The sequence below is a fragment of the Gilliamella sp. ESL0443 genome (assembly GCF_019469165.1).
In the GTDB taxonomy this organism is placed as follows: Bacteria; Pseudomonadota; Gammaproteobacteria; order Enterobacterales; family Orbaceae; genus Gilliamella; species Gilliamella apicola_E.
In genome coordinates, this window is record NZ_CP048263.1 from 950640 (window position 1) to 973377 (window position 22738).

General features: G+C 34.5%; 18 protein-coding genes, 2 tRNA genes and 1 pseudogene. 6 read left to right on the forward strand and 15 right to left on the reverse strand.

What is annotated here, in order from left to right; genetic code table 11:
* Nucleotides 1-451: 451 nt before the first annotated feature.
* Genes GYM76_RS04335 through GYM76_RS04345 form a run of 3 tightly spaced genes read left to right on the forward strand, consistent with a single transcriptional unit; the run spans nt 452 to nt 5473 of the window.
* Entirely contained in the window at nt 452-1525 is a 1074-nt protein-coding gene (locus tag GYM76_RS04335) for an HlyD family secretion protein (RefSeq protein ID WP_220226019.1), read from the forward strand.
* A gap of 13 nt (nt 1526-1538) precedes the next feature.
* Nucleotides 1539-4337, forward strand: a complete 2799-nt coding sequence (gene rbbA / locus GYM76_RS04340) for a ribosome-associated ATPase/putative transporter RbbA (RefSeq protein ID WP_220226020.1) — start codon at nt 1539-1541, stop codon at nt 4335-4337.
* 5 nt (nt 4338-4342) lie between these two features.
* Nucleotides 4343-5473, forward strand: coding sequence for an ABC transporter permease (locus GYM76_RS04345; RefSeq protein ID WP_065562073.1), 1131 nt, complete (start codon nt 4343-4345; stop codon nt 5471-5473).
* Nucleotides 5474-5584: 111 nt separating this feature from the next.
* On the opposite strand, the gene GYM76_RS04350 is transcribed toward GYM76_RS04345, so the two are convergent.
* Both GYM76_RS04350 and GYM76_RS04355 read right to left on the reverse strand, forming a co-directional pair.
* Nucleotides 5585-6844: a Y-family DNA polymerase gene (locus GYM76_RS04350; protein WP_220226021.1), complete on the reverse strand. Its 1260-nt coding sequence runs from the start codon at nt 6842-6844 to the stop codon at nt 5585-5587.
* Nucleotides 6841-7287, reverse strand: a complete 447-nt coding sequence (locus GYM76_RS04355; protein WP_220226022.1) for a LexA family transcriptional regulator — start codon at nt 7285-7287, stop codon at nt 6841-6843. The genes GYM76_RS04350 and GYM76_RS04355 overlap by 4 nt, the downstream gene beginning before the upstream one ends.
* A 366-nt stretch (nt 7288-7653) precedes the next feature.
* On the opposite strand from GYM76_RS04355, the gene GYM76_RS04360 reads away from it, so the two are divergent.
* Both GYM76_RS04360 and GYM76_RS04365 read left to right on the forward strand, forming a co-directional pair.
* Nucleotides 7654-9984, forward strand: coding sequence for a TonB-dependent hemoglobin/transferrin/lactoferrin family receptor (locus GYM76_RS04360; protein WP_220226023.1), 2331 nt, complete (start codon nt 7654-7656; stop codon nt 9982-9984).
* Between the two features lie 472 nt (nt 9985-10456).
* A complete protein-coding gene (locus GYM76_RS04365; protein WP_220226024.1) occupies nt 10457-11311 on the forward strand; it encodes an aldo/keto reductase in 855 nt (284 codons plus the stop codon).
* A 17-nt stretch (nt 11312-11328) separates the two neighbouring features.
* On the opposite strand, the gene GYM76_RS04370 is transcribed toward GYM76_RS04365, so the two are convergent.
* Nucleotides 11329-12288, reverse strand: coding sequence for a YafY family protein (locus tag GYM76_RS04370; protein ID WP_220226025.1), 960 nt, complete (start codon nt 12286-12288; stop codon nt 11329-11331).
* A 126-nt stretch (nt 12289-12414) separates the two neighbouring features.
* On the opposite strand from GYM76_RS04370, the gene GYM76_RS04375 reads away from it, so the two are divergent.
* Complete coding sequence (locus tag GYM76_RS04375) at nt 12415-12795, forward strand: VOC family protein (protein ID WP_220226026.1); 381 nt, start codon at nt 12415-12417, stop codon at nt 12793-12795.
* 291 nt (nt 12796-13086) lie between these two features.
* Here the strand turns inward: GYM76_RS04375 and GYM76_RS04380 are convergent.
* From GYM76_RS04380 to sbcB, 12 genes and pseudogenes are all read right to left on the reverse strand, one after another.
* A tRNA-Gly gene (locus tag GYM76_RS04380) sits at nt 13087-13162 on the reverse strand.
* Nucleotides 13163-13181: 19 nt separating this feature from the next.
* A tRNA-Leu gene (locus GYM76_RS04385) sits at nt 13182-13269 on the reverse strand.
* A gap of 221 nt (nt 13270-13490) precedes the next feature.
* The gene (gene pgsA / locus GYM76_RS04390) at nt 13491-14045 is read right to left on the reverse strand and encodes a CDP-diacylglycerol--glycerol-3-phosphate 3-phosphatidyltransferase (protein ID WP_065562116.1); all 555 of its coding nucleotides are present in this window, start codon (nt 14043-14045) and stop codon (nt 13491-13493) included.
* Nucleotides 14046-14152: 107 nt separating this feature from the next.
* Nucleotides 14153-15988: an excinuclease ABC subunit UvrC gene (uvrC, locus tag GYM76_RS04395; protein WP_220226027.1), complete on the reverse strand. Its 1836-nt coding sequence runs from the start codon at nt 15986-15988 to the stop codon at nt 14153-14155.
* 1 nt (nt 15989) lies between these two features.
* Nucleotides 15990-16667 (reverse strand): arginine ABC transporter permease ArtM, encoded by a 678-nt coding sequence (gene artM, locus GYM76_RS04400; RefSeq protein WP_220226028.1) that lies wholly within the window; start codon nt 16665-16667, stop codon nt 15990-15992.
* 9 nt (nt 16668-16676) lie between these two features.
* The gene (gene artQ, locus GYM76_RS04405; RefSeq protein WP_370632613.1) at nt 16677-17402 is read right to left on the reverse strand and encodes an arginine ABC transporter permease ArtQ; all 726 of its coding nucleotides are present in this window, start codon (nt 17400-17402) and stop codon (nt 16677-16679) included.
* A 129-nt stretch (nt 17403-17531) separates the two neighbouring features.
* A complete protein-coding gene (locus tag GYM76_RS04410) occupies nt 17532-18266 on the reverse strand; it encodes a transporter substrate-binding domain-containing protein (RefSeq protein ID WP_065562113.1) in 735 nt (244 codons plus the stop codon).
* Nucleotides 18267-18295: 29 nt separating this feature from the next.
* A complete protein-coding gene (artP, locus tag GYM76_RS04415; protein WP_220226030.1) occupies nt 18296-19024 on the reverse strand; it encodes an arginine ABC transporter ATP-binding protein ArtP in 729 nt (242 codons plus the stop codon).
* 310 nt (nt 19025-19334) lie between these two features.
* Nucleotides 19335-19964 (reverse strand): annotated as a pseudogene (locus GYM76_RS04420) (ElyC/SanA/YdcF family protein); the annotation flags it as partial.
* A gap of 1 nt (nt 19965) precedes the next feature.
* Nucleotides 19966-20655: a CidB/LrgB family autolysis modulator gene (locus GYM76_RS04425; RefSeq protein WP_220226032.1), complete on the reverse strand. Its 690-nt coding sequence runs from the start codon at nt 20653-20655 to the stop codon at nt 19966-19968.
* Nucleotides 20652-21095 (reverse strand): CidA/LrgA family protein, encoded by a 444-nt coding sequence (locus tag GYM76_RS04430; protein WP_081303336.1) that lies wholly within the window; start codon nt 21093-21095, stop codon nt 20652-20654. The genes GYM76_RS04425 and GYM76_RS04430 overlap by 4 nt, the downstream gene beginning before the upstream one ends.
* Nucleotides 21096-21201: 106 nt before the next feature.
* Entirely contained in the window at nt 21202-22638 is a 1437-nt protein-coding gene (gene sbcB, locus GYM76_RS04435) for an exodeoxyribonuclease I (RefSeq protein ID WP_220226033.1), read from the reverse strand.
* Nucleotides 22639-22738: the final 100 nt, after the last annotated feature.

Below are 22738 nucleotides of genomic sequence, written 5' to 3' on the forward strand. Positions count from 1 at the left end.
ATTCAAAAAACTAAGATTTAAAATACAATAATTCAAAATGGTTTACATGATAGCTTATTTTATATCAGCATGAATTAAAAAATTAATTATTAATCACTTATAAAATAATAGAAAGTGAAGATTAAATTATTTTAGGTTGCCATATTAGTGAATGTACATCACTTTCCATTTAAAGTTGAGACCGATATTGATGCGTTATAAAAGAATTTATTAGCTGTGATAACACTTTTTTAGATCGAATTAGAGTGATTTATGGTGATGATTTTCTAATGCTAACTTTTCCCCAATAGTAATTTACTGATTTTTAGCATTTACTGCGTTTACATTTAGAGTCGATTCTATTTGTAAAAAACATTTGCTATTATGCGTAAATTGAAAATAAATAGATTATAACGGTTAAATTTTTCGTTAATATTTATTATAAATTGTTACTTTAGAATAGGTGTTATTCATGAAACAAATAAATAAAAAATGGATTATTATCGCAGTTGTAGTTGTTGCTATTGGATTTATCTTATGGCAACAATTTAAGCCTGATGGATATGGTTCAGATTTTAGTAGCGGTAATGGACGTATTGAAGCAACTGAAATCAATATCTCAGCCAAGTTAGCCGGTAGAATTGAAAAAATTAATGTTGATGAGGGTGATTTTGTTAAAGCAGGCCAACCTTTAGTTGTTATGCAAACAGATACATTACAAGCTCAGTTAAATGAAGCTCAAGCGCAATATCGACAAGCCTTGAGTAATGAAGCGACATCTAGAGCTCAAGTTGCCTTAAAAATGAGTGACAAAGTGGCTGCTTTAGCTGGTGTTACTCAAAGAGAAAGTGACTTAGATATTGCCAATAAGCATTTAGAACGAACAAAAGCCCTTTATCAAAAAGGGGCAATTTCAGTTCAACAATTTGATGATGATACCGCTAAAGTAAATAGTGCAAAAGCAGCATTAGACTCTGCTAAATCACAAGTTACCGCTGCCGATGCAGCCATTGAAGCTGCACAAGCCGGAGTAGAAAGTGCTAAATCAGCTATAAACGTAGCGCAAGCAAATATTAATCAAATCCAAGCGGATATTGATGACAGTACATTAACTGCACCAGTTGATGGACGTATTCAATATCGCATTGCTCAACCCGGTGAAGTTTTACCTTCAGGCGGTAAAGTGTTAAATCTGGTTAATCTTTCAGATGTTTATTTAACTTTCTTTTTACCAGAAACAATTGCAGGTAAAGTCGGAATTGGTGACGAAGTAAGATTGGTTCTTGATGCTTTACCCAATAAAGCAATTTCAGCCAAAATTTCATTTGTCTCAAGCGTTGCGCAATTTACGCCTAAAACTGTTGAAACTAAAGATGAACGTCAAAAACTCATGTTTAGAGTGAAAGCACAATTAAGTCCAGAATTGTTAAAATGCTATATAACTCATGTTAAAACCGGCCTTCCTGGTGTGGCTTGGGTAAGACTAGATCCTAATACGGAGTGGCCTTCAGGTTTATCTGATGTTGCAAAATGCCAAACTAAATAATTGGAGATAGCATATGTCAGAGTCAAATAAAAAGGATTTGACGTTACTTGCTGAAGGTAAGGCCATTGATGATGCTGTTGTAAATGTAAGTAATGTATCGTTACATTATAAAAAAACGTGTGCGCTTAATGATGTTAGTATTGCCATCCCGCCTAGATGTATGGTGGGACTAATTGGTCCTGATGGTGTTGGTAAATCTAGCTTATTATCATTAATAGCGGGCGCACATGTCATTCAAGAGGGATTAGTTTACGTTTTAGATGGTGACATGAAAGATAAATCCCATCGTAAAAACGTCTGTACCCGTATTGCTTATATGCCACAAGGATTAGGGAAAAACCTTTATCCTACACTTTCAGTGGAAGAAAATTTGCAATTTTTTGCTCGTTTATTTGGTAACGATGCTGCTGAAAGGCGACGTCGTATTGATGAATTAACTAAAAGCACTGGGTTGTATCCTTTTTTATCTAGACCCGCTGGTCGCCTTTCTGGAGGGATGAAACAAAAAGTCAGCTTATGTTCTGCCTTGATTCATGATCCTGATTTACTTATTCTTGATGAACCAACAACAGGGGTCGATCCTCTTTCTCGCGCGCAATTCTGGCAATTAATCAATAAAATTCGTGAACAACGACCACAAATGAGCGTGATTGTTGCAACAGCTTATATGGATGAAGCGCAAAACTTTGATTGGCTGGTTGCAATGTATGGCGGTAAGATTCTTGAAACAGGCACGCCTCAAGCATTATTAGCCAAAACTGGTAAAGATAATTTAGATGATGCCTTTATTCAATTGATGCCAGAAGATGCTAGAGAAGGTTATGAATCGGTTGAAATTCCCCCATTAGATTTAAATAAAGATTTACAAGTGGCGATTGAGGCAAAAGGTTTAACCAAGCAATTTGGTGATTTTATTGCGGTTGACCATGTTAACTTTTCAATCAAACAAGGCGAAATATTTGGTTTTTTAGGATCTAATGGTTGCGGTAAATCCACAACGATGAAGATGTTAACAGGGTTATTACCAATATCCTCAGGTGAAGCTTGGTTATTTGGTAAACCGGTTGATGCAAGTGATATTAATGTTAGACGTCATTTAGGTTATATGTCTCAGGCTTTTTCGCTTTACAGTGAATTAACGGTTGAACAAAACTTAGTTTTACATGCCCGTCTATTTGGTATTGAAGAAAGCAAAATTCCTGCAAGAGTTGAGGAGTTAGTTAAGCGTTTTGGCTTGGAAAATGAATTAAAAAGTTTACCAGATAGTCTACCGTTAGGGGTTAAGCAAAGACTTTCTTTATCTGTTGCGGTGGTTCATAATCCTGAGATTCTTATCCTAGATGAACCGACTTCCGGGGTTGATCCCATTGCTCGGGATGACTTTTGGCGTTTAATTATCGAACTTTCCCGAAAAGATAAAGTTACGGTATTTATTACTACCCATTTTATGAATGAGGCGGCACGCTGTGATAGGATTTCACTCATGCATGCTGGTAAAGTATTAGCCAGTGATACTCCTGATAATATTATCCATTCCAAAAATGCTAAAACGCTGGAAGAAGCTTTTATTCGTTATTTAGTTGATGCTGGTGCAGATGATACCAATAGTGATGAAAAAGCAAGTGAAGAGCCTAAAACTTTAACTAATAAACAAGCTAATACAACGCAAGATGCTCACCTACAGGGATTTAGCTTAACTCGGATGATTGGGTGTATGTGGCGTGAAACTTTAGAGCTATCGCGCGATCCATTGCGAGCTTTGTTGGCACTTTTAGGTTCAGCTATCTTAATGTTGGTAATGGGCTATGGTATCACCATGGATGTAGAAGATTTAAATTTTGCGGTGTTAGATCGTGATCAAACTATTACCAGTCAAAATTATATTACCAATCTTTCTGGATCTAAGCGCTATTTTATCGAGAAACCGCCAATCCTTGATTATGATGATATGGATCATAGGATGAGAAGTAATGAGATAGCATTAGCTATTGAGATTCCACCTAATTTTGGTCGAGATATTCAACGTGGTGATCCGGTTAGTATTGGAATATGGATTGATGGTGCAATGCCTTTGCGTGCCGATACGATTAAAGGATATGTACAAGGAATGCATCTTGCTTGGTTAAGTGACAAAATTAAAATGACTACCGGAACAACATCAAGTTCATTGGCAAATATCGAAACTCGATATCGTTATAATCCCGATATCAAAAGTTTACAAGCTATGGTACCTGCGGTTATTCCTATTTTATTATTAATGATTCCATCGATGTTAGCTGCACTATCCGTAGTACGTGAAAAAGAGATGGGGTCGATAATTAACTTATATGTTACGCCTGTTACCAAAACTGAATTTTTATTAGGTAAGCAGGTTCCATATATTGTGATTTCGATGCTTAGCTTTTTATTATTGCTGCTTATGGCGGTGACAATATTTGGCGTACCAATTAAAGGTAGCTTGTTAACTTTGTGTTTGGCTGGATTAGCTTATTGTATTATTGCAACAGGCTTTGGATTACTTGCTTCAACAGTTACACGCAGTCAAATTGCGGTTATCTTTTTAACCTGTGTTGGTACCATGTTACCAGCGATACAATTTTCTGGTTTGCTTAATCCGGTTGCATCTTTAGAAGGTAGTGGACGATATATTGGTGAAGTTTATCCAACAACCCATATGCTTATTATTGCTCGAGGAGTCTTTAATAAGGCATTAGGATTTTTTGATTTACATAACTCAATATTTGCCTTGCTGATCACCATACCGATTATACTTGGTGCAAGTATATTCCTCCTCAAGAAACAAGAAGGATAGATATTATGCAAAGTTTTATTAATATTTATCGCTTAGGCATTAAAGAGTTATGGGGATTGATTCGTGACCCAATCATGTTACTGTTAATCGCCTACTGTTTTACGCTTGATATCTATACTGCAGCAACAGCAACTTCAGACTCGCTTCATCATGCGTCGATTGCGGTAGTTGATGAAGATGATTCGCCATTATCCAGACAAATTATTGCGGCGTTTTATCCACCCATGTTTAACCAACCGGTAAAACTAAACTCTATGGATGAAGTTGATCGAGGTATGGATACCGATAGTTATACTTTTGCATTGAATATTCCGCCTAACTTTCAACGCGATGTGTTAAATAATCAAAGTCCAGAAATTCAACTTAATATTGATGCAACACGAATGGGGCAGGCTTTTGTTGGGAATGGTTATATTACCCAAATTGTGACCAACGAAATAACAAAATATTTCAATCAAATCGATAAACCCACCAGTTTGCCGGTGAATATTGAAGTTCATGCTGCATTTAATCCAAACTTGACCCGTTCTTGGTTTGGTTCCGTTATGGAAATCATCAATATTGTGACCACGTTGTCGATTATTTTAACTGGCGCAGCTTTAATGAAGGAGCGTGAACATGGTACTATCGATCACTTGCTTTCAATGCCAGTTACACCACTTCAAATCATGATATCAAAAGTTTGGTCGATGGGGCTTGTCGTGCTTGTTTCAACATGGGGGGCACTCTTAGTTGTTGTTCATGGTTGGCTAAATGTTCCAATTGAAGGCTCGATTACCTTGTTTTTAATTGGGGCAGCTCTACATTTATTCGTGACAACGTCACTTGGAATCTTTATGGCGACTGTTGCCAAATCAACAGCACAATTTGCCATGTTATTTATTTTAATTCTTCTACCTTTACAGATGCTTTCTGGTGGTAGTACACCACGTGAAAGTATGCCTGAAGTAGTCCAAAATATCATGTTGTTTGCACCAACAACGCATTTTGTTGAATTAGGGCAAGCAATTTTGTATCGAGGAGCTGGCTTTAGTGTTGTTTGGACATCTTATGCTTGGTTATTAGCTATTGGTAGTGTGTTCTTTCTTATTGCGCTTAAACGCTTTCGTAGTTCAATTGTTAATATGGGTTCTTAGAATAAACGTGCTGAACATAAGATTCAATCGGTTTTGTTCAGCACTTAAAAATATAGATATACTTGTTTGAAATGATCAAATATACCCATTGTTTAAATTATTATTAATTATCTATTTAGCAAAAGGTAACTCTTCCCAACGCGTTGTATACCGCTGGCTAAGCATATCTCGCTTGATTTGCCAAGCTGCGGTTTGTCTTATACCGCCTAAGTGAATAGTATTTTTTCCCATCTTTTGATTAATGTAATCCATTGTTTTCATTAGCTGTTCACTTTTTTGCGTTTCTGATATGTCAGGAATAAATAAATCGGATTGGAAATAATCATCTTTAGCTTTTAGATCAAGTAGCATCACACCTGATTTCATAAATAAAAAGCCTTTTTTATAAATGGATTGTAATCCTTTTTGAGCGGCATGAATGATTAATCTCGAATCATCAGTTGTTGACAATAATGGAACGACAATTGATGGATTATATTGAGGTAATTCTGGCCGAAATCGATTAGTCTTTAAAAAGACCAGTACTGCACTAGCAACTGATTTTTGCTTTCTTAGTTTTTCTGCACCACGGCTTGCATGTACTCGAATTGCTTCTTGTATATCAAATAGATCACTCGTTAAATGACCAAAGCTACGCGATGTCATAATATTTTTTTTAGGTGTAGATAAATCATCTAATTCAATGCAGTTAATACCACGTAGTTCAAGTACTGTACGTTCAAGGACAACAGAAAATAACTGTCTAATTTGTTTCAAATTAGCTTGATGTAAGTCCCAAGCGGTATGAATATCTAATACTTTTAACCGTTGAGCAATTCGCCAACCAACGCCCCATATATCTTCAATTGAGAATTGCTTTAATATCGTCTTTATCGCTTCTCGATTAGTCGGTAAACAATAAACACCTTGATGAATAGGCTGTTTTTTGGCGATATGATTAGCTAATTTTGCTAACGTTCGAGTTGGTGCAATACCAATACTCACCGGGATACCTGTATCACGCTTTACTATTGTTTTTAAATTTTGACAATGAGTTAACACATTGTTAAATCCATTTAAATGGATGAATGCTTCATCGATAGAGTAAGGTTCAATATCTGCAGTATAATGACGAACGGTATCAAATACCCGCTGACTCATATCGCCATAAAGCTCATAATTAGAACTCAATAATTTAATTTTTTTTCTAATTTTGGGTTCAATTTTGTAGGCGGGCATTCCCATTGGTACTAAGGGTTTTAATTCATTAGAACGGGCGATTACGCAACCATCATTATTAGATAAGATACCAATAGGTTTTCCTTCTAATTTGGGATTAAAGACTCGTTCACATGATGCATAAAAATTATTACAATCAATTAGCCCAATCATGAATGTCCTCGCTTTCGTAGGGAGTGAATCGTATGTATTACGACTCCCCAAATATGGACTTCTTTCCCTGCTAGTGAAATAGGTGGATAAAGTCTATTGCCTGATACTAAATGATGTTCGCCATTAATAAAACTTAAACACTTACAAGTTAGTTCACCGTCAACAGCTGCGACAACAATATCATCTATTTTCGGTTCTAAAGATCGGTCAACAACAAGCAGATCACCACTGTAAATACCGTAATCAATCATTGAGTCACCAATCGCTTTAATATAATAAGTCGCACTAGGGTGCTTAACTAAATGGCTAGTTAAATCTAGTTTTGTTTCTAAATAATCATCAGCAGGTGAGGGAAATCCGGCTCTTACTGGCGTATCAACTAAAGGCAAATAAGTCGCGAGAGAGCTATTAGCTTGCCCAAGAACAACACAATATTTATTCAAGAAAACACTCCTAAAAAACAATAAAAAACGAATAGTGGAGATCTATTCGCATAAAAAAAAGATATATGTATAAATATACAGTATAAAATACTTAATTCAATAAAAACGAGTGTAAAAAATTAAAAATAGATTACTAAAAAAAGATAATCTGTTGTTTTACAAGTAAAGTTGCTAGCTAAACGACTTAGGTGCTTACTTTTCAATTTATCGAGAGATAAATTAAATTTAAATTTTGCTATTTATTTATACCCAAAAAAACTATACTTCCTAACCCTTACATGATAATGATTATCATTACTATTTGTGTGGGTAATATTAATTTAGTCGTGTTTATTTAATAACTATGCTTTTTAAAAGGAACTAGGTATGGGATATAAAAAAATAAGTATATTATTGCTCTGTATGAGTTTTTCTCTTCAAGCGGAACCTTCAAGTGGCGAGAATACTTCACCAGAAGATGAACAAGAATCACAAATAAAAAGAAATAAAGATAACGTAAGTAGTGAAGATATTGATGATGTGATTACCGTTATAGCAAGATCACAAGATCAATTGAAAAAAATTAATAGTGTTATTGCCGGACGATCAACACTTACATCGGGTTTGATAGAACAAAAGCAAGCGGATAATGTAGCCGAATTACTCAATACATTACCAGGCGTGAGCGCCGCCGGTTCGGTTAGACCTGGTGGACAGACATTAAATATTTGGGGATTTGGTAAAGTAGAAGATGTAAAAATCATTGTTGATGGTGCGCAAAAAGGTTTCCAAAAATACCAACAAGGTTCAGTTTTTGTTGAGCCGGAATTACTTAAACGGGTTGAAGTGAATAAAGGCCCGCATGATGTCAAATTTGGTAATGGTGGCTTTGGTGGGGTAGTAACAATGGAAACTAAAGATGCGATTGATTTACTCGATCCTGATAAATATGTTGGCGCTTTGGTTAAATATAGTTTCCATTCAAATAATCATCAAAATATGGTAACAAGTGCTGTTTATGGTAGAACAAAAGATGATATGTTTGATGGGCTGTTTTACTACACTAACCGCGATAGTGGCAATTTTAAAAGACCGGATGGTTCTCGATTTGAATTCTCAGAAGATGATATGGACACTTATATGGGGAAATTGAATTTTAGACCCAATGAAGAGCATACCTTCACGATATCCGGTATCCGTTCAAAACGAGATTCATGGCAGCCGTGGGCAGCAAAATATGTTGAAAAGATGACGCCACCAACTGCTGCCCAAATTAAAAAATATGGATATAGAGCAGCTTGGTTACGAAAATTAGTCAAACGTGATCAAACAGATGAATCAGCGCAATTTAAATGGAACTATCAACCAACTTATAATCCATTAGTCGATTTTACCTTACGTGCCACATATTCAAAAACAAAGCAACATGATATGAGGCCGGCCAAATATAATCCGGTTGCTTCTTTAGGTACCATGGGCAATGAGAGTTGGGTCAGTTACACTGATAAAACCGTTGAGCTTGAAAATAACAGTATTTTTACTACAGGACCAATTGATAATCTTCTAAAAATTGGTGCGCAAGTGCATTTGCATGATCGTGATACCTTGATGTATTACAAAAATTACGAGAAAAAAACAAATTATAATCATGGTTATTTCCAACCTGCTTATATGCCTTCGGGAAAACAACAAACTTATAGTTTTTATCTACAAGATGAATTATCGATTAGCAATTTTGTCTTAACGCCAAGCCTTCGATACGATTATGTTCGTAATCATGGTAAGAAAAATTATGCATCAGCTTATAATGATCCCGATCCTCGTTATGGACACAATTATGCGCCTGTTACCTATACCGGTTGGACGCCAAGACTCGGTTCATATTGGCAAGCGACAGAAAATATCGGATTTTTCGGTGATATCAGTTATGCATGGCAAGCGCCGACTGTTGATGAAACTTATGAGGTTCAATTCACCCCTAAAAATGGCGGTAGTGGTAAAATCTCTGCAACCAGTCGCAATTTGAAAAAAGAGCGTGATTTATCAATCCGATTGGGAAATATCCTCGATTTCAATAATCTAATGTTAAATGATGATAAATTACAAGTTCGAAGCACATTATTTAGACAGCGTGTTACTAACGAAATTTTTGTTACTCGTGGTTTTAATGGCTCCATTTGTGGCCCCGGTAGATTGTGCCCAGTTGGACAATCTAATTATCGAAATCTGCCCGGTAAGTTAGTGGTAAACGGATTTGAACTAGAAACTTTTTATGATAGTAAATATTGGTTTGCCAGTGCAACGTACTCAATTCAAAAAGGAGAGCGAGACACCGCGCCACAAGCTCCATGGATGCATAACAAAACTTATGTTGCGACAATTTCACCTCGTACAGCAACTTTAACTACCGGTTTTAAAATTCCTCAATGGAATTTAAGAGCAGGTTGGAATGCTCAATTTGTCAGAAAACAAGATCGAACAGGATCAGAAGATAGAAACCATGATGGGCTTGCTGATCTTGGGGCGTATGGTTTAGGTCGTTCATCAGGTTATTCATTACATAATTTATTTGCAACCTGGCAGCCAACATTTTTACCGAAAGCTGAAGTTAAACTGGCCGTTGATAATATCTTTAACAAAGATTATCGACTATATTTAGGTGAAAATACTTATGGTTTAGCACGCAACTTTAAAGCAAGTTTTTCATATAAATTTTAATACTTATCTAGCGTTAAGTTGATAAGTTTAAACAGTTAAAAAGTATTGCAGGTTAAACTATTAAAAAATAGTATTGATGCCTTATATAAATAAGGCATCAATAAAAATCACTGAGTTGTTAAACACATAATAAGCATTTCAAAAAGATCTAATATGATCATTGTTAATTTTTCGCCACATCCGATTGAATCAGCATTAAACGATTAAAAGAGGGGTGTGAGTGCTGATTGATATATGAATTATATTAGCTTCATACATATCTCAAATTAAATAATTTTCGATATTGAAATTACTCGTGACTTTTTTTAATGACTTTATCGGGCTTTTCATCAATTTTGAATATCGTGATATTTTAATAAAAAAACTAAGCTAATTAATGAAAATTTTTCATTAGTGCATGTTTTTTTACCTACTTTATCATTGTAGTAAGCTGTTTAATAATAGGCTAACTACAATAACTGAGGTATGAGCTATGAAAAAAACAATAACATTAAATAATGGTATCGAAATGCCTATCTTAGGGTTTGGTGTTTTTCAAATGACCGATAAGAAAGAGTGTGAAACAGCCGTACATGATGCAATTGATTCTAGCTATCGGTTGATTGATACAGCTGCAAGTTACCAAAATGAAACTGAAGTTGGTAATGCTATTCGTGCACATGGGATTGATCGAGCAGAATTATTTATTACGACTAAGTTATGGTTGCAAGATGCCAATTACAGTGGTGCTAAGGCTCAATTTGAACGTTCATTAAATCGTTTGCAATTAGACTATGTTGACTTATATTTAATTCATCAACCTTATGGTGATGTTCATGGTGCTTGGCAAGCAATGCAAGAGCTTTATTCAGCAGGTAAAACTCGTGCTATTGGCGTAAGTAATTTTCAACCTGATAGATTAGCTGATTTAACTGCATTTCATTCCATTATTCCTGCCGTAAATCAGATTGAAGTTAACCCATTCCAACAACAGCTTGAAGCCGTGCCTTATATGCAAAAAGAGAGCATAGCTCCTCAAGCCTGGGCACCGTTTGCTGAAGGGAAAAATGGTTTATTTACCCATCCGGTGTTAGGTCAAATTGCCGTTAAATATGGTAAAACAATAGGGCAAGTGGTATTACGTTGGTTAGCACAACGAGGTATTGCAAGCTTGGCGAAATCTGTGCGTAAAGAGCGTATAATTGAAAATCAAGATATCTGGGATTTTGAGCTTTCAGATAAAGATATGCAACAAATAGCCGCGCTTGATACAAATACAAGTCAATTTTTTGATCATCGAGATCCGCAAAAAGTAAAATGGTTAACCAGCCGGAGATTAGATGTTTAAATTTTTAGTTATTGAGGCTAATTTGACATAAATGGATTGACAGTTTCTTTGTAAGATTTAACTAATTTTTCCGTTCGTTCAACGAGTTTTTGACGTATATGCTCAGGCTCTAAACAAATACATTTATGACCTAAGCTTAGTAAAATGCCATAACTGTAGTCATCATCAATAAAGTTAAAATCTACAAGATACTGTTGTCCATTTAATTTCTTAATATCTTTTTCATCACAAAAATCTAAAATACGTTCCAAAAGCGATTCATCTATTAGCAATTTTATTTTAAAAATCTTTTTTTTCATATCCGCTTGGAATAAAGAGAATGCTTCAGGCGTTGTCTGTTTAATAAATTTAGTGTTTGTTTTTCTAATATTTGACATTTTTGACAATTTAAATACACGAAAGTCATTTTTAGTTAGACAAAAAGCTTGTAAATACCATTCTTTTTCCTTAAAAATAAGTTTATATGGCTCAATTAAACGTGAGGCTTGTTTATTCCTAACACTTAAATAATCAAACGATAAAAGCATTTGCTCTTTCAGTGCCAGTCTTATAATAGATATTTTGTTATCAATATTTTGTTTAGAAAACCAAGGCGATAAATCAACAATAAGTTGATTTAAGTTATTTGTCACTTCATCAAGTTCTTGTTCTGATAAAAAACTCTTTATTTTCTCGAGTGTTCTTAAATTTTCACTTTCTTTTAAAACCGGTGAGGATAATAAGTTGAGGCCTTTTAATAAAACAATGACATCTTCTTTAGTGAATAGACCTTTACTAATTTTATAATTTTTTAAAATACTTATTCCACCGGCACTTCCTTGATAGGTAATAATGGGTATTCCCGCTCCCTCTATAACTTGTATATCTCGGTAAATAGTACGCAATGATACATTTAATTTTTCTGCTAATTCTTTACCAGTTATTTTTTCTCTTTGTAGCAATACCATGATGGTAGTAATTATACGATTAATTTTCATGCTTTATGTTTGCAAAATAATTTAGATTGAATTTTAAATATGACATACAGTTGTCATTAATGCTACATCATAATATTGATCACTAAAATTAAGTAAATCAATTTTCACATTAAAAGGAAAGCAAAAATGTTTAAACCTAATAGCGTTATTGTTTATGTCAAAGATGTCGATGCTAGCACAGAGTTTTACACAAAAATACTAGAGCACCCACCAGTTAAAACCTATCCTGGTTTTGCTGTATTTTTATTGAATAATGGTTTTATTTTGGGACTTCAAGAGGCCGATAAAATAACACCAAAGGCACCTAATCATTATGGAGGATTTGAGCTGTCATTTAGTGATGTAACAAAAAATGAAGTAGATGAGATTTATGCGACATGGAAAGAACTAAACGTCAAAATTGAACTTGAACCTCAAATGCTCGATTTCGGATACACATTTGTAGGAAATGATCCTGATGGTCATCGACTCCGTGTTTGTGCTACCGACACTTCAAAATTTGAGTGAAATAATGTTTTAAGAAATTAAGACAATTGGTGTTTTATTATGTAGCCATTGTTTATGAGGAATTAACTTCATAAAAGATAGGGGGGGGCACCCGAGCATCTCGTGGATTTGATTTCGTATGGGAAGAATCTGATTGAGCTTGCGGTGATAATTTCAGTTGCAATAAACATTAATAAATTAATTGTATTTAAACAAGTATATTTCTCAAATTTCATTCAAGTTTAGAACTAGTTAGGCATTAATCAAAATTTGATCTTTTTGGGCTTCAATGGTTTGTAGTTGATTCAATATTGGAGCGGGAAACGAGGTTCGAACTCGCGACCTCAACCTTGGCAAGGTTGCGCTCTACCAACTGAGCTATTCCCGCATAAGAGAAGTGTTTTAAATGGTGCCCGGGGCGAGACTTGAACTCGCACGGCCAAAAAGGCCGAGGGATTTTAAATCCCTTGTGTCTACCGATTTCACCACCCGGGCTCAAAACTTATTACGTAAGGTAATCCGCTTTGAATGCAGTGCATTTTACCTATCTTGAGATTTCAGTCAACAGAAATTTTGGATTAATTGTTTAATTGCTCAATGTTTAGCTTATTGTTGGTTTAATATTGGTTTTTTGGGGATTGATAAGTGTAATTTTGTGAACTTATAGGAGATGACAAAATTACACTAAAATTAACGGTTATCGACTTTTTGATAAATTATTCTTCATCTAATAAGTCACTTTGCGCTATCCATAAATATTGGAACATGGATAATAACGTTAAAATTGTAGCTAAAAAAAGTGCAGCTAACCCCGCATATATAACAAGATCGCAAGGGCGCCAAAGCAACCAAGTTAATGCTGTCATTTGAGCAATTGTTTTAATTTTGCCAATTGAAGATACTGCAACATTACCTCGTTTGCCAATTTCAGCCATCCATTCTCGTAATGCAGAGATAATAAGTTCACGAGAGACGATAATTATTGCAGGAATAGAAATCCACCACGCCTGATAATATTGCGTTATAAGAACCAATGCGATTGTTACCATTATTTTGTCGGCAACAGGATCTAAAAAAGCACCAAATTTAGTCGTTTGACCTAATCGGCGGGCAAGGTAACCGTCAAAAACATCTGTAACTGCGGCTATTAGGAAAATTAATGCCGAAAAAAAGCCTGACCATTCATGAGGGATTAAATAAAATGCCAACACAAAAAATGGAATCAGTATTACTCGAAATAATGTTAAGAATGTAGGTAAGTTAATTTTCATGTGACATTAGCTCATATTGTTTTATTAATCAAATGGTTAGCGACAATTAAAAAAACAGGGTTTTCTCATTGATTATGTTGCCTGAAAAATGTTAATTTTTCAATGTGTTATTGCTGTAAATTTAGATAAATTTTTTCAGCTAATGATTTTGAAATACCTTGAACTTGTGCAATTTCATCTATACTGGCATTTTTCAACTCTCTAAGCCCACCAAAATGCTTAAGTAAAGCTTGCCGTCTTTTTCCACCAACGCCTTCAATATGCTCTAAAGCGCTGTCAGTTAACTGTTTAACACCTTTTTTACGTTGACCCACAATTGCATGATCGTGCGATGCATTTCGAATTTGTTGAATAAGTAATAAAGCGGGTGAGTTATAATCCAGATAATATCCCTTACCATGAGCTTCAAAGAAGAGCGTTTCTAATCCTTCTCTACGTTCAGCACCTTTGGCAACACCAATTAAAATAGGGTGGTTTTTATCCCAGTTTACGTCTAAATTATCAAAAACCCTTAACGCTTGGTTAAGTTGACCTTTTCCTCCATCTATAAAGATGATGTCTGGGATCTTATCTTCAGGAAGATCTTTCTTACTATAACGACGGGTTAAGACTTGTTCCATTGCTGCATAATCGTCTCCAGGCGTGATACCATTTATATTGTAGCGACGAAACTCTGATTTAACTGGTCCTTTATCATCAAAAACGACACAAGATGCAATTGTGTTTTTACCCATAAAATGGCTTATATCAAAACATTCCATCCGGTTGATTTTATCAATGCCCAAAAACGCTTTTAGTGCATCATATCGTTGTTTAATGGTTGAGTTTTCCAGTAGCTTATTTTTAACTTCGGTTTGAGCATTAACCGTTGCAATATTTAACAATTTAAGGTTATCACCTTTTGGTTCATCAACTATTTTTACTTGATGTTCAGCGACAATAGATAAAGTATCTTCCATTGCTTGCTTATCAGATAATGAAAAATTGAGAAGAATTTTCTTCGGAATATTTCTATTTTGATTTCCTTGTAAATAAAATTGTCCTAAAAATGTCTCGATCACTTCTTCTAGTTCAGTATTAGATGGCACTTTTGGAAAATAAGAACGATGTCCAAATGTTTGACCATTTCGAATAAAGAGTACATAGATACAAGCTAAGCCGAGTTCGTAATGGAAACCAATCACATCTAAATTATCATTATTGTTATAGATAGCTTGTTTTTCATTTATGTGTTTGATTGCTTGTAGCTGATCTCGTAATGCGGCTGCTTTTTCAAAATTAAGTTCACTACTGGCTTTTTGCATATCCGCAGTAATTTTTTGCAATATTTGATCTGATTGTCCGGAGAGAAATAACCTTACATAATTCACTTGTTCATTATAATCTTCGTCGCTAACTAAACCTGGTACACAAGGTCCTAAACAGCGTTTGATTTGGTACTGTAAACAAGGACGAGTTCGATTACGATAAGTGCTATTTAAGCATTGTCTTATTGGAAATGTTTTTTGTAATAAGGCAAGAATTTGTTTTACCGCATATCCACTCGGATAAGGGCCAAAAAACTCATCTTTTTTTCGATTAATTGCACCACGATACAAAGACAATTGAGGATGTCTTTCTTTACTTAATTTGATAAACGGGTAGCTTTTATCATCTTTGAGCAATACATTGTATTTGGGTTGATATTTTTTGATATAAGTTTGTTCGAGTAATAATGCTTCAGTCTCTGTATTGGTGATGGTAAATTCAACTCGATGAATATGACTTACCAATCGATCGGTTTTGATCGTTTTTTTACTGCTATTGAAATAGCTTTTTAAGCGATTATTGAGATCTTTCGCTTTTCCCACATAAATAATGGTATCTTTATCATTAAACATTTGATAGATACCTGGTTTATGTGGGACTGTTTTTAGAAAAGATGCTGTATCAAATTGGTTCATATTAGTTTTCAAAGGTGAGGGCTTTTTTCTCTATTATCCTCATAATGGTGCTTAAAATACCATTTATCAAGAGGTAAATGAGCCCTGCAACCATAAAAATTGAGAAGTCATAGTATTCACCATTTAATGCATTACTATATCCCATTAAATCCATAACAGGAATCATCGACGCTAAGGCTGTACCTTTTACCACAAAAACGACTTCGTTAGAATAAGTAGAAAGAGCACGTTTTAATGCATATGGCATGACAATTTTAAGAGTTTGTCTTTTGTTCATGCCTAAAGCACTACATGCTTGCCACTGTCCTTGCGGAACAGATTTTAATGCACCATAAAATATTTGTGTAGTATAAGCGGCACTATTAAGCGTTAAAGCTAAATAAGCACAGAACCAAGGTGAAGAAATAAAATCATAAAAAGCAGGAAATTTACTTAAATATTCACCAAATTGTGACGGTCCATAGTAGATTAAAAATAGCTGTACCAATAATGGTGAGCCAGTAAAAATAATGATATAAGTCCGAATTGTTTTAGTTAAAACCTTAGAATTTAGCGATAAAAGACAAGAAAAAACAATAGCCAAAATCCCAGCCGATAATATACCAAATATACTTAGACTTAATGTATCAGGTAGACCTTGAAGAATGATTTTTAAATAAAAAATAAAATTATCAGACATAAAATGACCTTACTGACTATTGGCTGATGGTTCAAAATGGGTTGCACGTTTTTCAATACGTGAAATAACTTTTTGACTAAAAACTGATATCACTAAATAAATAATCATCGCAACAAAGTACCATAAAAAAGGCTGATTGGTTCGAGCAACTATTGTTTTGGTTTGCATCATTAAATCATCTATCGCGATTGCTGAAACAAGGGCAGTATCTTTTAATAAGATTAACCACTGGTTGCTTAAACCGGGTAATGCGTGTCGCCACATTTGTGGCATGATAATACGAAAGAAAGTTCGAGATTTGCTTAATCCTAAAACTTGAGCTGCTTGTTTTTGTCCGCTTGAAATCGCTTTAAATGCACCGCGTAACGTTTGTGAGGCATAAACAGCGTAGAGTAATGATAAAGCAAAAACACCGCATAAAAATGGGTCTGGTTGGGTATTATGAATACTCATTTTTACGGTAAACGATGTAAAGCCGAGAGGAACGGTAAAGCCATCATCTAATGCCATCAATAGCAGTGGTAAACCAGTATAAATCGCAACCACAATTAATAATTCGGGTAAAGCTCGAATGGTTAAATTGAATAGCGACATTAGCCATGCAACGGGTTTGAATGGTACTGATTCTAAAATAGTAAAAATGAATGCAAAAAACATTCCAACGACTAACGATACAAATGCTAATGATAACGTAATCGCGGTAGCTTTCGTAAGCGGCAAAATATACCCATCCATAGAAGAGAGTAACAAGTCTATACCGTGTGCAAAAAATTCTGACATAAAAGAACCGTAGTTAAATTTAAAAAATAAACTCGCCGCAGAATATGCGGCGAGATAAATAAGAACTGATTTTGTTATTAATAATTATTTACTAAACCATTTTTTATAAATAGCATCTAATTCGCCATTTGCTTTTAGTTTATCGATTGCTTGATTAAATTGTTCAAGTAATTGATCATTGCCTTGACGTAAAGCAATACCTAAACCTTCACCAAAAAATTCATGATCGGTAATTTTATCGCCTAAAGCAACGATATCAGCATCTTTACCTAACCATTCACCAGCAACAAAAGAGCTTGAAACAATAGCATCAATACGTTTAGCTTTTAAATCTAAGAAAGCAAATTGGTAGCTATCATAGCTTACTGCTTTAACATCAGGATATTTTTCATTTAAATATTTTAAATAAGTTGTACCTTTTTGAATACCAACTTTCTTACCTTTTAGCTGATCAAGACTTGTTAAGGAATCTTTTAATGTAACAAATTGGATTGAGCTATCATCATAATAGATTTTAGTAAATGCAACTTGCTTTTGACGTTCAGGCGTAACATCTATACCAGCAATAGCCGCATCGATTCGACGAGTTTTTAAACTAGGAATTAATCCATCAAATGATTGATTTACAATGTTACAAGTTACTTTCATTTCATCACAAAGTTTATTCATGACGTCAATATCAAAACCGATGATTTCGTTTTTATCATTAGTAAATTCGAAAGGTGCATAAGTCGCTTCGGTACCAATGGTTAACGTTTCAGTTGCTTGAGCTGCAAATGCAGATCCTGCAAGTATAATAGCTAGTAATGTTTTTTTCATATATCCACCCAATCAGATTTTTATTAATATTAATGCGATAGATAAGCTTTGAACTCTTCAGTTTTTGGATGAGCAAAACACTCAATTTGACCTTGTTCAACAATCTTACCATGTTCCATGTAAATCACTTGTGAAGCAACTTTACGAGCAAAATCGACTTCATGCGTAACAATAATCTGTGTAATTCCTGTCTGTGACAGTTCATTAATGATTTCTGCAATTTGAGATGTGATTGCAGGATCTAAAGCTGCTGTTGGCTCATCAAATAGCAAAATTTTAGGTTCCATCATTAAGGCTCTCGCAATAGCCACTCGTTGCTGTTGACCACCTGAAAGGTGAAGAGGGTAACGATGGGCCATTTCATCAATTTGTAAGCGAGCCAAAATTGACATGGCTTTTTCACTTGCTTCTTTTTTCGATAGTTTTAAAACTTGGCAAGGGGCTTCAATTAAGTTCTCTAAAACAGTTAAATGTGGCCATAAGTTGTAATTTTGAAAAACCATGCCAACATTTTTGCGTAAAGTTCGAATAGTTGATTCACTTATCTTTTTTGAAAAATCAAAATGTGAATCCGCAATTGTCATTTCACCAGACGTTGGTATTTCAAGTAAGTTAAACACTTTCAGTAAAGAACTTTTACCTGCACCGCTCTGACCAAGTAAAACAATTGTTTCACCTAAAGGGTAACATAAAGAGACATCATTTAATGCCTGATGTTTACCATAAAAACAGTTAATATGGTTTAATTCGATATTCATTAGTATTAGATAAACTATTTAAATTTTAATTGACTAAATATTACTTTTTTTTGCATAAAAATGCAATCTAAATTATTAGACAACGATACTTTAGCTTGATTTTTAAGCTAAAAACTCGGCTCCTCAACTTTTTTTATTGTCGTTATTTTAGTGTTGTATCAAGTTGTTTGTATAATTATCAGTACTTAGAATTATAAAAAACATGAAGATTAAATAATAATGTGAGATATATGACCATATACTTAGTTCAAAAACCCCGTTCCTCAACTTTTTTTAGATTTATATAATGTTATTAATTTTGATTATTAATGATTGGGATGGTAGGACCAAGAAATTTAGGTTCTTTGTTCAGGATGTAAAGATCAACAAAAGCACTTACTCGTGCAAACATCTCTCTGATTCGAACTAACTTCATGCTTTTGGGCGCAGGGACAGCAAAACATTGAGCTTGAATACCTTGCGCTAACGCAATAAACATTGCTCGTTCACAATGGAATTCTTGAGTAATAATAGTAAATTCATCTGCGTCAAAGACTTTATTTGCACGAACAATTGAATCGAAGGTTCTAAATCCAGCAAAATCTAACACAATGGCATCTTTTGGGATGCCTGCTTTTATGAGATCTTTCTGCATCATTATTGGTTCGTTATAATTTAATTGTGCATTGTCTCCACTTAGCAATAAATAATCAACTTTACCTTGCCAATAGAGATCAATCGCACCATCTATTCGACTGCGATAAAAACCATTGATTCCGCCATTTTTTACATATTTAGATGTTCCTAATACAACACCAATTGTTCGGTAGGGAAGTTTGTTTTCATCGTGATAAATGTAAGGTGCTGTCTTATAGCTTATCCAAAAGTCGAGTCCAATTACTAAGGCAAGTAGTAATGAAAAAAAAGCAATAAAATAAGCAATAAGTTTTTTTAACTTCATACTAAAACCAATCAAAAATAAATACCATTATTGGGAATAAAAATGGTGCTGTTAATGAGGTCATAATACCACATAAAACTAGAGATAGGGAGCTATAAGCCCCTTCGTTATAATTGACTTCAATACAACGCGCTGTACCTACAGCATGAGATACTGCACCAATTGATAATCCTCTTGCTGAAGGTGTTTTTATTCTAGCAACGTTCAGTAATTGATGACCGAAAATACCACCTAGTGTTCCAACAAGTATTACGCATAATGCAGCGATTGATTGAACGCCACCCTCATTACCAGCGATGGTGACCGCGATGGCTGTTGTCACTGATTTAGGTAATACTGATGCAGCAATTTCTTTACTACCCCCTAACCATAATGCAATAAACACACCGGTTACCATAGACGCTATGGAGGCAGTGAAGGTGATAATCATGATTGACTTCCAACGGGCTTTTATTTGTGGAATGAGTTCATATAAAGGATAAGCCAAAGCAACGACAGAGTAAGGAAGTAGATCGTTAATAATTTTTACGTTTTTAACATATTCAACATACTCGGTATTTGTTATTAATAAAATAGGGATTAATACAATAACCGAAATGACTAATGGGTTAAATAACGGATTTTTAATTTTAAATGAGATTCTTCTAATAATTAAAAATACCAAAACGGTTAATGGTAGCATCCATATCATGATTGGTTCTCCCTATTATCGGAGGTTTTAACGACTTTTTTATGCAGATGTTCAGTTAAAAAAGCGGTTAAATATAAGACAATAACTGAACCACCAACACTAGCAAAAATTATCGGTATCCAATTATCTAAGAGTAATGAATAATTATCCATTATCCCCATCGCCGCAGGAATAAAGAGCACCGTCATGTATCGCATGAAAAGATTACAACTATTTTTTATCCAACACGTTGGTATTAATTGAAAAGTTAATAAAATGAACAAAATCAATAAACCAATAATACTTCCAGGGATCATGATTGGTAAGATTGCAGATACGACATTTCCTGCCCATAAGCAAATGGTCAGGATAATCAAGCCTCGACCGTAGCTAAATAGTGTGTAGTATAAAGAATAAAGTCGATGCTTAATGGTTGCATGTTTGGCTAAAAAGTGTTTCATAAATTAAATGCTAATTGTTTAAAACTTAAATTATGATTACCAATTCTATAGTAAGAGATGGCATTGTACTTTAAACAGGCGTATATGATACGCCCGTAATATTTAATTATCCAACTAAATAATGACAATATTGATAGAGTTGTTTTAATAATGCTAGCTTTTCAGGTTTTTGTATATAAATCTCAGCAAGTTGTTCAAGGGTTTGTAGGTAGTCTTGAACTTTAGTTATATCTAGTTTGTCTCGACAGTGATCTTGCCAGATTCGTAACTCTTGATCAGTTAACGTTTCTGGATAGTTTCTCGCTTTATAGCGAAACAGTAATTTTGCTAATCTTGGATCGTCAAAAGTTAACGATAAACTATCTAATAATTGGGGCGGAGTCGTTCGAATCGTTTCACAATTTATTAAATCATTTCCATTTAAAAAGCCAGCATATATTTGTGCATCGACATCACTATTGTTATTTGAGTATTCATTATCCATGCCAAATAGTTCACGCATTTTACTTTGTAATAAACTTTGATGTTCCAGTAGTTTTTGTTGATTTTCTAAGCATTTCTGTTTATCAAGATCGAAACGCTTTGCATTATCGGGTAATAGTGTGCTCAATGGCGCAATGATTGGGCATTTGTTAATATGAATTAGTTTTAATGGGACACGTTGTTCATCAACATCAAGATCTTCAGTTTTAGTGTAGAGTTTCTCTCGAATAGTTTCGACTGGTAAATTAATCAGTGAATCGATATCTCCAGTAAGATCACAAACAATCACTGCATTTTTTTGATTTGCGTGCCATGCAATAGGGCTAACTAATGACATGTTACCGCGATAACTACCTAACATGCCAGAAACGTGAATTATTGGTGTCATGTTGGCAATATCGATAAGCTCGACGACTTTGTTTTTATTACGTAGTGTGAAGAAATAATTGAATAACTTTGGTTGTACTTGCTTAATTAGTTTTGCCATTGCAATGGTGGCGTAAACATCAGACATAGCATCATGCGCGTGTTCATGTTCAATATTATTAGCTTTAGTGAGATCTTCTAATCGAAAACTAGGGAAACCAGATTCATTTATTGGCCAATTAATCCCTTCCGGTCTTAATGCATAACAAGCTCGGACGACATCTAGTAGGTCCCATCTTGAATTACCGTTTCGCCAACTATAAGCATAAGGGTCATAAAAGTTACGGTATAAGATGTTGCGAGTCACTTCATCATCAAAACGAATATTATTATAGCCTAAGATACACGTGTTAGGTTGGCTAAATGCTTCATGTATTTGTTTGGTGAATTCGGCTTCACATATACCTTGTTGATTTGCTTTTTGTGGTGTTATTCCAGTTATTAGCACAGCTTCAGGATTGGGAAGATAATCTTGGGCTATTTGACAATAGATGACTAAAGGTTCTTCAATAATATTAAAATCACTGTCAGTTCGAACACCAGCAAACTGAGCAGGGCGATCTAAAGCTGGATTTATGCCAAAAGTTTCATAATCGTGAAAATAAAAGGTTATCTGCTGTGAATTATTTTTCATTATTTTATAATTTTTTGTATTTTAATTTATTAAATCAAGCTGTTTTGTTTATCGGTTTTAGGATGATATTTAAGTCTGATATTGAAAAATATTAACTAAA